Genomic DNA, 14,646 nt, shown 5'->3' with positions numbered 1-14,646 from the left:
GAGGATCGTAAGGGTTCCGTATTGATCGTGTGTACCCGCCACCCTCCGGGGCGGGAATGTGGCGCACGCCGCATTCCCGCCCCGGAGGCTTGTCGATCACGGTTGGTCCTGATGAACGCCTGGTCAGCCGTGCAGGAGGGCGGGCAGGGTGCGGTGTCCGTTGGAGATGAACGACTCGACGGGCCGCAGCTCGCCGGGGTCGGCCGCGAGCCGCAGGCGGGGAAAGCGTTCGAAGAGGGCGGGCAGGGCGACGGCCGCTTCGAGCTTCGCGAGGGGCGCGCCGAGGCAGTAGTGGACGCCGTGGCCGAAGGCGAGGTGTTCCTTGGTGACGCGGGTGAGGTCGAAGCGGTCGGCGCCGGGGCCGTGGAGGTCCGGGTCGCGGCCGGCGGCGGCGTAGGCGGCGACGATGGCGTCGCCCTTGCGGAGGGTGAGGCCGTCGAGCTCGATGTCGTCGGTGGCGTAGCGCAGCGGCAGGTTGGCGACGGGGGCCTGGCAGCGGAGGGTCTCCTCGATCACGTCGTCCCAGTCGGCCCGGCCGTCGCGCACGAGGGCGAGCTGGTCGGGGTGGGTGAGGAGGGCGTGAATGGCGTTGTCGAGGAGGTTGACGGTGGTCTCGTGCCCGGCGCTGATGACGAGCAACAGGGTGTCGACGAGCTCCTGTTCGCTGAGCCGGGAGCCGTCCTCCTCGCGGGCGGAGATCAGGATGCTGGTCATGTCGTCGCCGGGGGTGGCGCGCTTGGCGGCGACCAGTCCGCCGAGGACCTCGTAGATGCGGGTGTGGGTGGCGGTGACCTCGTCGGGGTCGGCGGAGGTGTGGAAGATGCTGTCGACGCAGGCCCGCAGGCCCTCGCGGGTGTCCTCGTCGGTGACGCCGAAGAGCTCGCAGATCACCTGGATGGGGATGGGGTAGGCGTAGTCCTCGCGGAGGTCGACGGGGGTGCCGTGCGGGCGGGCGGCGAGCTCGTCGAGGAGGCCCGCGGTCAGCTGCTCGACGCGGGGGCGCAGGGCGGCGGTGCGGCGGGCGGTGAAGGCCTTGGAGACGAGGGTGCGCAGCCGTTTGTGGTTGCCGCCGTAGGCGGTGAACATGTTCTGCACGGCGACCCAGGTGAACAGGGGCCACTCCGGCGAGATCTCACCGTTGATCCAGGCCGGCCAGTGCTGCCGCGGGTCCTTGGAGACGCGGGGGTCGGTGAGGAGCTGCTTGAGGAGGGGCTGGGTGGTCACTGCCCACGCCACCACTCCGCCAGGAAGCTCCACGGGCGTCGCGGCTCCCCGGTCCCGGATGCGGGCGGCCTCGCCGTGGATGTCGCGGCCTGTGGGATCGATCCGGAGGGGGGCGAGCTGGCGGTCCATCGACTGTCTCCAGGGGTGTCGGCCGACTGGTGAGGCTGATGCTGGTGAGGGGGCTGATGGTGCGGCTGTGCGTGGGGGCCCGCCGGTGCGGGCGCGGGCCGGGTCGGGTGCACGGGCGGGAAGCGCACGGGCAGGGCGGTCAGGGCGCGGTGGAAGGGGCCGGGCCGCCAGACCAGGCGGTCGACGGGGACGGCCAGTTCGAGGTCGGGGAGGCGGTCGAGGAGCTTCTCGACGGCCACGGCGGCGATCAGCCGGGCGGCGTCCTTGGCGGGGCAGGTGTGCGGGCCCGCGCTCCAGGCGAGGTGGGCGCGGTTGCCCGCGCGCTGGTCGGACAGCAGGGCGGGGTCGGTGTTGGCGGCGGCGAAGCTCACCACGACGGGCTCCCCGGCGCGCAGCGGCACGCCGCCGAGGTCGAGGTCGTGGAGGGGGTAGTGGACGCCGTAGTTGGCCATCGGCGGGTCGAGCCAGAGGACCTCGTCCAGGGCGTCCTCGACGGGCATGCTGCCGCCGGCGAGGTCGCCCGCGAAGCGGTCGTCGGAGAGCAGCAGCCGCAGGGCGTTGGCGATGAGGTTCTGCTGGGGCTCGGTGCCGGCGCCGATGAGGACGACGAGTTGGTGGAGCATCTCCTCGTCGGTGAGCCGGGCGGGGTGGGCCATCAGCCAGGACGTCATGTCCGCGCCGGGCTTGACGTGCTTGAGGCCGACGAGTTCGACGAGGCTCTGGGTGATGAGGGCGTCGGCGCGCTCGTGGTCGACGCCGTCGAAGATCCCGGAGAAGCCCTCGACGAGCCGGTCGCCGATCTCGGGCGGGCAGCCGAAGAGCTGCTGGAAGACGAGGAGGGGCAGCATCTTGGCGTAGGAGCCGAGGAGGTCGGCCTCGCCGAGGGTCGCGAACCGGTCGATGAGGGTGTCGGCGCTGCGCTCGACGTAGCCGCGCAGGGCGTTGGGGTCGATCCGGGAGAGGCTGTCGGTGACGGCGGCCCGCAGGCGGCGGTGGGCATCGCCGTCGGAGAAGAGGCAGTTGGGCCGGTAGGCCATCATCGGGACGACGGGGTTGTCGGGGGCGACGCGCCCGTCGGCGAGGGCGCGCCAGCGGCGGGCGTCCTTGCCGAAGCTGTCGGGGCTGCGCAGGACGTCGAGCGCGGCCCGGTAGTCGGTCACGAGGGTGGCGTGGGCACCGGGCGCCAGCTCGACGGGGGAGGCGGGGCCCTGGGCGCGCAGCCGCCGGTAGACGGCGTGCGGGTCGGCGGCGAAGTCCGGCCCGTGCAGGGGGGTGGGCGCCTGGTGTGCGGGACAGCCCGGCGGGGGGCCGGGCGGTGGCGCGGTGCCCGCGTCGGGGCGGTGGGTCACACGGGCTCCTGGGCGGTGCGGGGCTGTCGGCTGCGGAGGTATTCCACGAGGGAGATCAGGGCGCGGGTGGAGGAGATCCGGTCCCGGGCGTCGCAGGTGATCAGCGGGGTCTCGGGGAGCAGGTCGAGGGCCTCGCGGATCTCCTCCTCGGGGTGGGCGGGCGCGCCGTCGAAGTGGTTGATGGCGACGGCGTACGGCAGGCCGTGTTCCTCCAGCAGTCCCATGACGTCGAAGGACTGCTCCAGGCGCCGGGTGTCGGCGAGGACGAGGGCGCCGAGCGCGCCGTGGGTCATGTCCTGCCAGAGCCGGGTGAAGCGCTGCTGGCCGGGGGCGCCGAAGAGATAGAGGACGAGGCTGTCGCTGAGGGTGACGCGGCCGAAGTCCATGGCGACCGTGGTGGTGGTCTTGCCCTCGATGCCGGCGAGGTCGTCGACGAGGGCGCCGGCCTGGGTCATGGTCTCTTCGGTGCGCAGCGGCCGGATCTCCGACAGGGAGCCGACGAAGGTGGTCTTGCCGACCGCGAAGTGGCCCACGACGAGGAGTTTCGCGGCGGTCCGCACGCTCTGCCGCAGATAGACCGCTCCCTCAGAGGCGAGCGCGGAGTCCATCCAGTACCTCCTGAAGGATCTGGGCCTCGGGGAGTTGTGCCGAGGGGATGGGGGCCCGGGTGATGAGGTGACCGCTGTCCACGAGGTCGCCGAGCAGCACCTTGGTGACGCTGACGGGCAGCGCCAGGTGCCCGGCGATCTCGGCGACCGACAGCGCGCCGCCGAGGCAGAGCTCCATGAGCCGGCGCTTTTCGGGGCTGAGCCCGCCGAGCGGCCGGTCGTACTGGGCGATGACCAGGGTGACCAGGTCGAAGGTGTTGCGGGTGGGGTGGGCGCGGCCGTCGGTGACGACGTACGGCCGTACTAATCCCTGTCCGCGCCTCGGCGCCGGGGGTGTCATGGGGTGCCCGTGCCGTGCCAGCCGGCCTGCCGGGGCGGGCTGGTGAGCTCCTTCCCCAGCCGGTCGACCAGCTTCTGCATGCGGTAGGTGACGGCTTCCATGTCGACGTCCGCGGTGGCGGATACGGCGAGGTAGGCGCCGGGGCCGGCGGCTATCAGGAAGACGTAGCCGTGGGCGAATTCCACGAGCGTCTGCCGCCAGGGGGTGTCCTGCTGGTTCTGGTGGGTGCAGAACTCCGCGGTGGAACGGCTGATCGACTGGAGCCCGGAGAGCGCCGCGGCCTGCCGCTCGGCCTCGTCGCGGTCGATGCCCGCGGAGCGGGCGCGGAGCATGCCGTCGGAGGAGAGGAGGATCGCGTGCCGGGCCTCCGGCATCTTCACGACCTCGTCGAGCATCCAGCCGAGCTCGTTGGTGAGGTGGTCGTTCACGCGTACGGGTTCCCTTCGTCGTCTACGGGTGCCGGGTCGGGGTGACCGGCGGGGCCTGTGCCGGCGGCGCGGCCGGAGCGGGTGCCGCGGGCGAAGGCGCCCATGCGGCGGGCGGTCTCCTCCGCGGTCCGCTCGGGCGGCGCGGCGGCGGGGCCGGGCGCGGGCGGCCCGTCGGGCACGGTGGCGGACGGGGCGGCGGGCCGCTCGGCGGGCAGCGGCGCGGCGGGCTGCCGGCGGCGGCGCTTGGGCAGGCCGCCGGCCGTGGACCCGGTGACGGCTCCGGCGTCCGCCGGGGGCGCGGCAGGCGGCGGGAAGACGTCGGGGGCGGGCTCGGGGTGTTCCCGCGCGGGCGCCCGGTGCTGCGGCGGGCGTACGGCGCCGGTGGGCGTGCGGGCCGGGGCCCCGGGCCGGGCGGGGGGCGCCAGGGGCGTGGTGTCGGGGCCGTCGAGGTCGATCTGGCTGAGCAGGGCGCTCGGCAGGAAGAGGACGGCCCGTACGCCTCCGTAGGGCGAGCGGGTGTCGACGGAGACGCTGAAGCCGTAGCGGGCGGCGAGCACGCCGATGACGGGGAAGCCGAACTGCGGGGGGTCGCCGAGCCGGGAGACGTCCACGGTGCGCTGGCCGGAGAGGAGGGCGGCGGCGCGCTGGACCTCCTGGGCGTTCATGCCGACGCCCGCGTCGTCGATGACCACGCAGGCGCCGTTGTGCACGGGCTGGAGGCCGACCTCGACGGAGGTGTTGGGCTGGGAGTGGCGGGCGGCATTGTCGAGGAGTTCGGCGACGGCGAGGACGACGGGCTCCACGGCCCGGCTGACGACGGCGAGGTCGGCGTGGTTGTGCACCTTGACGCGCCGGTAGTCGCGGATGCGGGAGGTGGCACCGCGGACGACGTCGGTGAGCGGGGAGGCGGCGCGCTGCCTGCCGGGCCAGGACCCGCAGAGCACGGCGATGGCCTGGGCGCGGCGGCCGAACTGGGAGTTGGCGTGGTCGATCTGCAACAGGTCGCGCAGCACGTCGGGGTTGTCGTGCCGCTCCTGCATGTCGGAGATGGCCAGCTGCTGTTCGTGCGCGAGGCCCTGGAGGGCGCGCATGGACGCCTTGAGCGCGGCCTTCGCGGACTGGTCGGCGCGGGCCTGCGCCTTGTCCACGGCCTGGGTGAAGAGGTCCATCACGGACTGGAGGCCCTGGGCGAAGACGGTGCCGCCGAGCCGCTCGTCGAGCAGTCCGGGCAGGGGCACGGGCTGGTGCATGGACGCCGTGACGGCGGGGAGCCGGACGGTGACCAGGTGCCGCACTTCGGTGTCACGCGTCTGGAGGCCGTCCTCCAGCGCCGCGACGCGCCTGCGCACGGCGGCGGTGATCCCCCGCTGGCGCACCAGCAGCACCGCCACGGCGACCAGCACGGCGACCAGGCACCAGCTCACCACGTCCGGTATGTGATGTGACATCAATTCCTCGCGGGCGAAGGGGCATGCGGTCGGCTGTACGGGGTCGGCGTCCTGAACGTCCCGCCCGGAAGCGGAATACGCCGATCATCCTAACCACGCGAACGGCCGTGTGGCCGATCTTCGCCCACGATTTACCGAACAGGCATACGTACCGGCGGATCGCCCCCGGGAGCCGCACGAGAGCGCTCCCGGCGGCCCGGTGAGGGTGCGTCACGGCACGGGCGGCCCGAACGCGCCGGTCCGCTCAGACGGTGACGGCGTCCCACTGCCGGTCGGGGAACTCCGCGCCGGTCAGGGCGATCAGCGGGGCCGCCTTCACGGCCGTCTCCTCGAACTCCTCCTCGGCGTCGGACAGCGCGATGATCGCGCCACCCGCGCCGTAGCGCACCCGCCCCGGGGTGATCACCGCGGTCCGGATGACGACGCTGAGGTCGGCGGCGCCGTTGAGGGAGAGATAGCCGATGGCACCGGAGTAGATGCCGCGCGGCCCGCCCTCCAGCCGGTCGAGGATCCGCATGGTCCGGACCTTGGGCGCCCCGGTCATCGAGCCGGGCGGGAAGCAGGCCCGTACGCAGTCCACGGCCGTGCGGTCCGCGCGCAGCCGGGCCCGGACGGTGCTGACCAGTTGGTGGGCCTTGGCGTAGCTCTCGACGCGGAAGATGTCGTCGGCCTCGACCGAGCCGGTCCGCGCGCAGCGGCCGAGGTCGTTGCGGACCAGGTCCACGATCATCAGGTTCTCCGCGCGGTCCTTCTCACTGGCGCGCAGGTCGGCGAGCAGCTCGGCGTCCTCCTCGGGGGTCGCGCCGCGGGGCCGGGTGCCCTTGATGGGGCGGGACTCGGCGAGGCCGTCCCGGCCGACGCGCAGGAAGCGTTCGGGCGAGGTGCTGAGGACCGACAGCTCGCCGAAGCGCAGCAGCGCGCCGAAGGGGGACGGGCTGGCGCGGCGCAGGAAGCGGTAGCCCTGCCAGGGGTCGGGGGCGCCCTGGGTCTCGGCCATGTTGGTGAGGCAGATCTCGTAGGTCTCCCCCGCCGCGATCTGCTCCTTGCAGTCGTCGATCAGCCGCAGGTAGGCGTCGCGGCCGTGGCGCAGCCGCAGCGCGCCGGTGGTCCCGGCGGGTCGGGCCGGCGCGGGCCGCCGCACGCCGGAGAGCGCCGCGAGCCGCCGGGCCGTGGTGTCCAGCCAGGTGCGGGCGGCACTCTCGTCGCCGTCCTCGGTGAGCGCGAGGAGGTGGGTGGTGCGGGTGTGATGGTCGAGGACGAGTGCCCGGTCGCTGAACACCATGGTGGCGTCGGGCTCCTCGGGCCGGTGGGCCAGCTCGCCGCCGCACTCGGCCTTCAGTCCGTAGCCGAGGTAGCCCACCCAGCCCAGCGCGAAGTCGAAGGGCAGCTCAGGACCGTCGGGCGCCTCGGCGTGGGTGGCCCGCAGGTCCTGGTCGAGCCAGTCGAGGAACTCCCCGGTGACCACCTCGGCGGAGGTCGCGGAGCGCACGGTGACGGTGCTGCTCCAGACGTCGGCGGTGGCGACCCGGGCGAGCGGCCCGGAGGCGTCGCCCATGACGGAGAAGCGGCCGGTGCCGTCGTCGGGGCGGCCGGCGTCGAGCCAGTAGGCGTACGGGTCCTGCCGGAAGAGCCGGTCGAAGGCGGTCTCGTCGTCCCACCGGGTGGGCAGGGCGGCGGCGAGGACCCGCAGCCGACGGCCCCGCGGGCGTACGGGCGGGCCCGCGGGGGCGGGCGGGGCGGCCGGCGGGGCGGCGCGTCTGCCCCGGCCGTGCCCCTCGCTCAGCCGGCGGAAGTTGCGCAGGAGCCGGTGGCCGTGGGCGCTGCCGACCGACTCGGGGTGGAACTGCACGCCCCAGAGCGGCCGTTCGCGGTGGCGGAGCGCCATGACCAGGCCGTCGGCGGTCCAGGCGGTCGCCTCCATGACGGCCGGGAGCCTGCCGACGGTGAGCGAGTGGTAGCGCACGGCCCGCAGGGGCGAGGGCAGCCCCTCGAAGAGCCCGGTCCCCCCGTGCAGCACGGACGAGACGCGCCCGTGGTACGGCTCCGGGGCCCGGTGGACCTCGCCGCCGTGGAGCAGCGCCATGCCCTGGTGCCCGAGGCACACCCCGAGCACGGGCAGGCGGCCCTCCGTCACGATCTCCCGGCAGATGCCGAAGTCGGCCGCGCGGTCGGGGCTGCCGGGGCCGGGCGAGAGCACCACGTTGTCGAAGGCGGCGAGGTGGGACGGCCGCCAGGCGGGGTCGTCGTTGACGACGACCTCGGGCTCCCGGCCGTTGACCTCGGCCAGATAGTGGAACAGGTTGTAGGTGAAGGAGTCGTGGTTGTCGACGAGCAGCGTACGCACGGGCTCCCCCATAACAGAGTGTCAACTTCCGGTGACCGACCGGGTGTTCGTCCATCATCGCCCATCGACGGCGCGATCAGGAAGGCGAGCCGGGACGCGGGGCGCCGCGGCGCCCCGGCCCGGACGCCTCCGCTCCGCCCGCGACCCCGCGCGGCCCGCCCTTCTTGATCGTCCGCGGGGCGTCCCCGCGGACGCCGGGCGCGGGGGTCCGGGGCCCGGTGCCCGGCCGCGCCGTGGGCGTCGGGCTCGGGCGCGCGCCCCAGGGGACAACGGATACGGTGGTCCCGTGCGCCTACGCGGACCAACCTCCTGTGGGCGCATCGCGTCGATACCGCGGAGCGCGCGCTCCGACGGGCCCGTGAGCCGAACGAGAACGACAAGGGAAGATGTGAGCAGGTTGTTGGTGCAGGTCAGCGCGGTAGTCCGGAGCACGGGGTAATCGTCATGCACATTGTGATCATGGGCTGCGGCCGAGTGGGCTCGGCCCTCGCGCAGACCCTTGAGCAGCAGGGTCATACGGTCGCCGTGATCGACCAGGACCCCACTGCCTTCCGGCGTCTGGGCTCCGGCTTCGGCGGGCGGCGGGTGACCGGCGTCGGCTTCGACCAGGACACCCTGCGCGAGGCGGGCATCGAGGAGGCCGGGGCGTTCGCCGCGGTCAGCAGCGGCGACAACTCCAACATCATCGCGGCCCGGGTGGCCCGGGAGATGTTCGGCGTCGAGAATGTCGCGGCCCGCATCTACGACCCGCGCCGCGCCGAGGTCTACCAGCGGCTGGGCATCCCCACCGTGGCCACCGTGCGGTGGACGGCGGACCAGATGCTGCGCCGGCTGCTGCCGTCCGGCTCGGAGCCGCTGTGGCGCGACCCGAGCGGCGGTGTGCAGCTCGCGGAGGTGCCCATCGCGGACTCCTGGGTGGGCCACAAGATCAGCCGGCTCCAGGACGAGACCGGGGTGCGCGTCGCCTTCCTCACCCGGCTGGGTGAAGCGATGCTGCCGTCGTCGCAGACGGTCCTGCAGGAGGGTGACCTGGTGCACGTGATGATGCGCACGGACGAGGTCGAGAAGGTCGAGGCCGCGTGCGCCGAAGGCCCTGAGGAGGCGCACCGATGAGGGTTGCCATTGCCGGTGCGGGTGCCGTCGGGCGTTCCATCGCGGGTGAGCTGCTGGAGAACGGGCACGAGGTGCTGCTCGTCGACAAGGCGCCGACCGCCATCTCGGTGGAGCGCGTGCCGCTCGCGGAGTGGCTGCTGGCCGACGCGTGCGAGATCACCTCGCTCGACGAGGCGGCCCTCCAGCGCTGCAACGTGGTGATCGCCGCGACGGGTGACGACAAGGTCAACCTGGTCGTCTCGCTGCTCGCCAAGACGGAGTACGGGGTGCCGCGGGTCGTGGCCCGGGTGAACAACCCCAAGAACGAGTGGCTCTTCAACGAGTCCTGGGGCGTGGACGTCGCCGTGTCCACCCCGCGCCTGATGTCGGCCCTGGTCGAGGAGGCCGTGAGCGTCGGCGACCTGGTGCGCCTGATGCGCTTCAGCCAGGGCGACGCCAACCTCGTCGAGCTGACCCTGCCGCCGGAGTCCGCCCTGGCGGGCACGCGCGTCGGTGACGTGGACTGGCCGGAGGACACCTCGCTGGTGACGATCATCCGCGGCAACCGCGTGCTGACCCCCAACAAGGAGGACGCGCTGGAGGCGGGCGACGAGCTCCTCTTCGTGGCGGCCCCGGCGCGCGAGGAGCAGCTGGAGGATCTGCTGTCGGTGCGGCGCGAGGACGTGTAACAAAACGCCGGACGGGCTGGATGGTGTGGGGCGACCCGCACCGTCCAGCCCGTCCGGCGTTTTGAGGACCGGGGTCCGGGGCGGAGCCCCGGGAGCGGACCTCAGCGTTGCCGCGAGGGATCCCGGACGAGCTCCTCCGCCGCCTCGTCCAGCGCACCGTCCAGCACGGCGGTGACCCCGGACTTCTCCACAGCGGCAGCGGCCTCGGCCGCTTCCATCTCCGCGAAGACGTCGATCGGCGGCGGAGCCTTCGCCAGGAAGATCCACGTCAGGTAGACGGACAGCAGCATCGGCGGGATGCCGAGTGCCACCTTGACCCAGCCCAGGGACGTCGCGTCGCCCCACCAGTAGAGCGGGAAGAGGATCGCCGACTTGGCGAGCAGGATCAGGCCCCAGGCCCAGCTGGCCTTGGTGTACGCGACCTTGCGGCCGGGGTTGCGGGTGCGCCAGGAGAGGTTCTCCTTGAACACCGGGCCGAGGATCAGGCCGAGCAGCGGATAGCCCACGAGCGAGGTGACGATGTACGCCACGGCGAGCCCGAGGCTGTAGAGCATGCCCGGCAGGTAGAAGTTCTTGGCGTCGCCGGACATCATCGCGAAGACCGCGCCGAAGGCGACCCCGAAGACGCCGCTGAAGGCGTGCTTGAGGGTGTCCTTGCCCACGAGCCGCGCGATGCCCAGCACCACGGACAGGCCGAGCGCCGCGATGGCCGCGATGTGGATGTCCCGCTTGACGGTGTAGACCGCGACGAAGACCAGGCCCGGCACGGTCGTCTCGACCATGCCCCGCACTCCGCCGAACGCCTCGAAGAGGGCCGCCTCGGTGGCCGATCTCGCGTCGGCGCCGCCGGCGCCCTGTCCTTGCTGGTCCGTCGGCTTGTCGAGAGACGTCACCCGTTACTCCTGTCCGAGCGGTCGGAGTTCGTACTTGGGATTGAACAGCACCCGGCGTCCACGGCTCATGGAGATCCGACCGGAGGCGATCAGCTTACGGCCGGGTTCGATGCCGACGATGGAACGGCGTCCGAGCCACACCACATCGAGCGCCGCCGAGCCGTCGAACAGCTCCGCCTCCAGCGCGGGCACCCCGGCACGGGGGCGGAGCGTAACGGTCCGCAGCGTGCCGGTGACCTTGACTATCTGACGGTCGTCGCAGTCGCAGATGCGGGTGCAGCCCACGGCCTCCGCGTCCTGTTGCAGCTCCGCGGAGTGCAGGTCCTCCTGCGAGGTGGACAGCCGGTCGAGCATCCGGCGAAAGCGGCCGGTCGGCTTCTCGGAACGGGGTACGGCACTCATGAATCAAGCGTACCGTCGGCCCATCCGGGCGGGGCCCGTACGTCATACGGGTGACCCACCGCTCCCGGTGTCACACCTCGAAGCGGTATCCCATCCCCGGCTCCGTAATGCCGCTCCTCCGGGGGACAACCCCCGGCCCCCCGGCCGGAGCACCCCCCTCACACCTCGAAGCGGTATCCCATCCCCGGTTCCGTGATGAAGTGCTTCGGGTGGGACGGGTCCAGTTCGAGTTTGCGGCGGAGCTGGGCCATGTAGACCCGGAGGTAGTTGGTCTCGGTGCCGTAGGACGGGCCCCAGACCTCCTGGAGCAGCTGCTTCTGGCTGACGAGACGGCCCGTATTGCGTACCAGGACCTCCAGCAGGTGCCACTCCGTCGGGGTGAGCCGGACGTCCCGGCCCCCGCGGTTGACCTTCTTCGCCGCCAGGTCGACGGTGAAGACCTCGGTCTCGACGATCGCGTCGTCGCCCGCGGCGGACGGCCCCGTCGGCTCCGCGCGCCGGACGGCGGCGCGCAGCCGGGCGAGCAGCTCGTCCATGCCGAAGGGCTTGGTGACGTAGTCGTCGGCGCCCGCGTCGAGCGCCTCGACCTTCTCGTCGGAGGTCTGCCGGGCGGAGAGGACGAGGATCGGCACCCGGGTCCAGCCGCGCAGGCCCTTGATCACCTCGACGCCGTCCATGTCGGGCAGGCCGAGGTCGAGGATGACCACGTCGGGGTGGCGGGCGGCGGCGAGCTGGAGTGCCGTGGCGCCGTCGGGGGCGGCGTCGACCTCGTACTTCCGCGCCTTGAGGTTGATCACGAGAGCGCGGACGATCTGCGGCTCGTCATCCACCACGAGCACCCGGTTCATTCGGAACCACCTCTGCTGTTCGTTCGGGCCCATCCGCTGGGCCCTGGGTCTTGGTCGGTGAGCTGTCTGTGCGGTGTGCAGCGGGGGTCAGGAGGTGGCATGGGCCGGGAGCTCCGGGCGTACGGGCGGGTGGCCCGCGGCGACCCGCAGGGTGAGGACCATGGTCATCCCGCCGCCGGGGGTGTCCTCGGCCGTGAGCGTGCCGCCCATGGCCTCGGCGAAGCCCCGGGCGACGGCGAGGCCGAGGCCGACGCCGGCGCCGCGCGGAGCGTCACCGTAGCGCTGGAAGGGCTCGAAGATGCGGTCCTTGGCACTGTCGGGGACGCCGGGGCCCCGGTCGGCGACGCGGACCTCCACGCGCTCGCCCAGGGCGCTGGCGGCGACGAGGACGGGGATGCCGTCGGGGCTGTACTTCACGGCGTTCTCGACGATGTTGGCGACGCTGCGCTCCAGCAGCCCGGGGTCGACGGCCACCATGGGCAGCGACTCGGGGATGTCGAGGGCGACGCTGCCCTCGGGGACCCCGCCCAGGGCCATCGGGACCACCTCGTCGAGGTCGATCTCACGGATCAGCGGGGTGACGGTGCCGGTCTGGAGCCGGGACATGTCGAGGAGGTTGCCGACGAGGTGGTCGAGCCGGTCCGCGCCGTCCTCGATGCCCGCGAGCAGCTCGGCCTCGTCCTCCTCGGACCAGGAGACGTCGTCGGAGCGCAGGGAGGTCACCGCGGCCTTGATCGCGGCGAGCGGCGTGCGCAGGTCGTGGCTGACGGCCGCCAGCAGGGCCGTACGGATGCGGTTGCCCTCGGCGAGCTCCTGGGCCCGCTCGGCCTGGCCCACGAGCCGCTGCCGGTCCAGGAAGACCGCGGCCTGGGCGGCGAAGGCGGCCAGGACGCGGCGGTCCTCGGCGGGCAGCACCCGGCCGGAGAGGGCGAGGGCCATGTTGTCGCCCACCGGCATGTCCACGTCGGCGTCCTCGGGGCGCAGCAGGGGCTTGCCGGTGCTGGTGACGACGCTGCTCGCGCAGGTCCAGGGGTCGACCTCGCTGGTGCGTTCCAGCAGGGCGACGGACTCCATCGCGAAGGTCTCCCGCACCCGCTCCAGGAGGGCGTCCAGGCTGGTGTCGCCGCGCAGGACGCTGCCGGCGAGGAAGGACAGGACCTCGGACTCGGCGCGCAGCCGGGCGGCCTGGTGGGTGCGGCGGGCGGCGAGGTCGACCACGGAGGCCACGGAGACCGCGACGAACACGAAGATCGTGATGGCGACGATGTTCTTGGGGTCGGTGATCGTCAGCCGGTGCAGCGGTTCGACGAAGTAGTAGTTCAGCAGCAGCGAGCAGAAGGCCGCCGAGGCCAGTGACGGCAGGAGGCCGCCGAGCAGCGCGGCCGCGACCGTCAGGCACAGGAACAGCAGCATGTCGTTGGCCAGACCGAGGTCCGGGTCGATGTGCGTGAGCAGCAGGCTGAGCAGGACGGGGCACAGGACGCCGGCGAACCAGCCGCCCACGATGCGGCCCCGGCCGAGGCGGGCGCCGCGGGCGACGGGCAGGCCGCGGCCCTTGGCGACCTCCTCGTGGGTGACGATGTGGACGTCGAGGTCGGGGCCGGAGTCCCGGGCGACGGTCTGGCCGACGCCGGGGCCGAAGATGTACTGCCAGGTCTTGCGACGGCTGGAGCCGAGCACGACCTGGGTGGCGTTGACGCCGCGGGCGAACTCCAGCAGCGAGGCGGGTACGTCGTCGCCGATCACATGGTGGAAGGTGCCGCCGAGGTCCTCGACCAGGGTGCGCTGGACGGCCAGCTCCTTCGGCGAGGCCGAGGTGAGCCCGTCGCTGCGGGCGATGTAGACGGCGAGGATCTCGCTGCCCGAGCCCTTGGCGGCCATGCGGGAGGCGCGGCGGATCAGGGTGCGGCCCTCGGGGCCGCCGGTGAGGCCGACGACGATGCGCTCGCGGGCCTGCCAGATCGTGGAGACGCTGTGGTCGGTGCGGTACTGCCGGAGGTACTCGTCGACGCGGTCGGCCGTCCACAGCAGCGCCAGCTCGCGCAGCGCGGTCAGGTTGCCGGGCCGGAAGTAGTTGGAGAGGGCGGCGTCGACCTTGTCGGGCTTGTAGATGTTGCCGTGCGCCATGCGGCGGCGCAGGGCCTGCGGCGACATGTCGACGAGCTCGATCTGGTCCGCGCGGCGGACGACCTCGTCGGGGACGGTCTCCTGCTGCCGGACGCCCGTTATGGACTCGACCACGTCGCCCAGCGATTCGAGGTGCTGGATGTTGACGGCCGAGACGACGTCGATGCCCGCCTGGAGGAGCTCCTCGACGTCCTGCCAGCGCTTGGTGTTGCGGGAGCCGGGCACATTGGTGTGGGCGAGCTCGTCGACGAAGGCGACGGCGGGGCGGCGGGCCAGCACCGCGTCGACGTCCATCTCGCTGAAGACGGTCCCCCGGTAGGTGAGCTCGCGGCGGGGCACCTCCTCCAGGCCGTGCAGCAGCACCTCGGTGCGCGGGCGGCCGTGGTGCTCCACGAAGCCGACGGCGGCGTCGGTGCCGCGCTCGACCCGGCGGTGCGCCTCGGAGAGCATCGCGTATGTCTTGCCGACGCCCGGTGCCGCGCCGAGGTAGATCCGAAGCTTGCCGCGTCCCATGGCCCCATTGTCTTTCACGAAACGCGACAGTGTTCGGAGTGGTTGTCCGCCCCGAGGTGCAGCACTGTCGCGCATGTTCGACCTTACGGCCATGGTTCTGGACATTTGCCGCGCGGGGCTGCTGCTCATCAGGTATTGACGCGGTCCTGACGCGTGACCGCGTAACCACGGCCGGGGCCACCGGGGCACGCCCCGGTGTCGTGCGGGGATGA

13 protein-coding genes are annotated in these 14,646 nt (G+C 72.8%); 2 read left to right on the top strand and 11 right to left on the bottom strand.

Translation table 11 applies throughout. The features are described 5' to 3' along the window. Positions 1 to 123 precede the first annotated feature (123 nt). The 7 genes from DXZ73_RS31165 to pabB form a co-directional block, all read right to left on the bottom strand. Positions 124 to 1,224: a cytochrome P450 family protein gene (locus DXZ73_RS31165; protein WP_240351563.1), complete on the bottom strand. Its 1,101-nt coding sequence runs from the start codon at positions 1,222 to 1,224 to the stop codon at positions 124 to 126. Continuing rightward, positions 1,221 to 2,702 (bottom strand): cytochrome P450, encoded by a 1,482-nt coding sequence (locus tag DXZ73_RS31160; RefSeq protein ID WP_240351562.1) that lies wholly within the window; start codon positions 2,700 to 2,702, stop codon positions 1,221 to 1,223. The genes DXZ73_RS31165 and DXZ73_RS31160 overlap by 4 nt, the downstream gene beginning before the upstream one ends. Continuing rightward, the gene (locus tag DXZ73_RS31155; RefSeq protein WP_116214318.1) at positions 2,699 to 3,310 is read right to left on the bottom strand and encodes a GTP-binding protein; all 612 of its coding nucleotides are present in this window, start codon (positions 3,308 to 3,310) and stop codon (positions 2,699 to 2,701) included. The genes DXZ73_RS31160 and DXZ73_RS31155 overlap by 4 nt, the downstream gene beginning before the upstream one ends. Next, positions 3,288 to 3,650 carry a DUF742 domain-containing protein gene (locus DXZ73_RS31150; protein WP_116214317.1) on the bottom strand — a complete coding sequence of 121 codons (363 nt, stop codon included), beginning with the start codon at positions 3,648 to 3,650 and terminating at the stop codon, positions 3,288 to 3,290. The genes DXZ73_RS31155 and DXZ73_RS31150 overlap by 23 nt, the downstream gene beginning before the upstream one ends. After that, a complete protein-coding gene (locus DXZ73_RS31145) occupies positions 3,647 to 4,045 on the bottom strand; it encodes a roadblock/LC7 domain-containing protein (protein ID WP_116215980.1) in 399 nt (132 codons plus the stop codon). Before DXZ73_RS31145 ends, DXZ73_RS31150 begins: the two co-directional genes overlap by 4 nt. Positions 4,046 to 4,074: 29 nt before the next feature. Then, complete coding sequence (locus tag DXZ73_RS31140; RefSeq protein WP_116214316.1) at positions 4,075 to 5,526, bottom strand: ATP-binding protein; 1,452 nt, start codon at positions 5,524 to 5,526, stop codon at positions 4,075 to 4,077. A 244-nt stretch (positions 5,527 to 5,770) separates the two neighbouring features. Then, on the bottom strand, positions 5,771 to 7,870 hold the full coding sequence (pabB, locus tag DXZ73_RS31135) for an aminodeoxychorismate synthase component I (protein WP_116215979.1): 2,100 nt from the start codon (positions 7,868 to 7,870) through the stop codon (positions 5,771 to 5,773). A gap of 444 nt (positions 7,871 to 8,314) precedes the next feature. Here pabB and DXZ73_RS31130 point away from each other — a divergent pair, with 444 nt between their 5' ends. Together DXZ73_RS31130 and DXZ73_RS31125 are read left to right on the top strand one after the other, a co-directional pair. Further along, positions 8,315 to 8,983, top strand: a complete 669-nt coding sequence (locus tag DXZ73_RS31130; RefSeq protein ID WP_116214315.1) for a potassium channel family protein — start codon at positions 8,315 to 8,317, stop codon at positions 8,981 to 8,983. After that, positions 8,980 to 9,651, top strand: a complete 672-nt coding sequence (locus DXZ73_RS31125; RefSeq protein WP_116214314.1) for a potassium channel family protein — start codon at positions 8,980 to 8,982, stop codon at positions 9,649 to 9,651. The genes DXZ73_RS31130 and DXZ73_RS31125 overlap by 4 nt, the downstream gene beginning before the upstream one ends. 101 nt (positions 9,652 to 9,752) lie before the next feature. Here the strand turns inward: DXZ73_RS31125 and DXZ73_RS31120 are convergent, their stop codons facing one another. From DXZ73_RS31120 to DXZ73_RS31105, 4 genes are all read right to left on the bottom strand, one after another. Then, positions 9,753 to 10,544 (bottom strand): DUF3159 domain-containing protein, encoded by a 792-nt coding sequence (locus DXZ73_RS31120; protein WP_116214313.1) that lies wholly within the window; start codon positions 10,542 to 10,544, stop codon positions 9,753 to 9,755. 3 nt (positions 10,545 to 10,547) lie between these two features. Next, positions 10,548 to 10,946, bottom strand: coding sequence for an OB-fold nucleic acid binding domain-containing protein (locus DXZ73_RS31115; protein WP_116214312.1), 399 nt, complete (start codon positions 10,944 to 10,946; stop codon positions 10,548 to 10,550). A 158-nt stretch (positions 10,947 to 11,104) separates the two neighbouring features. Further along, positions 11,105 to 11,794, bottom strand: a complete 690-nt coding sequence (locus DXZ73_RS31110; protein ID WP_116214311.1) for a response regulator — start codon at positions 11,792 to 11,794, stop codon at positions 11,105 to 11,107. An 87-nt stretch (positions 11,795 to 11,881) separates the two neighbouring features. Then, on the bottom strand, positions 11,882 to 14,434 hold the full coding sequence (locus tag DXZ73_RS31105; RefSeq protein ID WP_116214310.1) for a sensor histidine kinase: 2,553 nt from the start codon (positions 14,432 to 14,434) through the stop codon (positions 11,882 to 11,884). Positions 14,435 to 14,646: the final 212 nt, after the last annotated feature.

It is taken from the genome of Streptoverticillium olivoreticuli subsp. olivoreticuli, assembly GCF_003391135.1.
GTDB lineage: Bacteria > Actinomycetota > Actinomycetes > Streptomycetales > Streptomycetaceae > Streptomyces > Streptomyces blastmyceticus.
Note: the sequence above shows the minus strand (reverse complement) of the source record. Positions and strands in the feature narration are given on the sequence as shown.

Excerpts from the sequence above, each read along its gene's own strand:
- DXZ73_RS31155 (WP_116214318.1), bottom strand. The coding sequence starts at position 3,310 with ATGGACTCCGCGCTCGCCTCTGAGGGAGCGGTCTATCTGCGGCAGAGC.
- DXZ73_RS31150 (WP_116214317.1), bottom strand. The coding sequence starts at position 3,650 with ATGACACCCCCGGCGCCGAGGCGCGGACAGGGATTAGTACGGCCGTAC.
- DXZ73_RS31145 (WP_116215980.1), bottom strand. The coding sequence starts at position 4,045 with ATGCTCGACGAGGTCGTGAAGATGCCGGAGGCCCGGCACGCGATCCTC.
- DXZ73_RS31140 (WP_116214316.1), bottom strand. The coding sequence starts at position 5,526 with ATGTCACATCACATACCGGACGTGGTGAGCTGGTGCCTGGTCGCCGTG.
- DXZ73_RS31130 (WP_116214315.1), top strand. The coding sequence starts at position 8,315 with ATGCACATTGTGATCATGGGCTGCGGCCGAGTGGGCTCGGCCCTCGCG.
- DXZ73_RS31125 (WP_116214314.1), top strand. The coding sequence starts at position 8,980 with ATGAGGGTTGCCATTGCCGGTGCGGGTGCCGTCGGGCGTTCCATCGCG.
- DXZ73_RS31115 (WP_116214312.1), bottom strand. The coding sequence starts at position 10,946 with ATGAGTGCCGTACCCCGTTCCGAGAAGCCGACCGGCCGCTTTCGCCGG.
- DXZ73_RS31110 (WP_116214311.1), bottom strand. The coding sequence starts at position 11,794 with ATGAACCGGGTGCTCGTGGTGGATGACGAGCCGCAGATCGTCCGCGCT.
- DXZ73_RS31105 (WP_116214310.1), bottom strand. The coding sequence starts at position 14,434 with ATGGGACGCGGCAAGCTTCGGATCTACCTCGGCGCGGCACCGGGCGTC.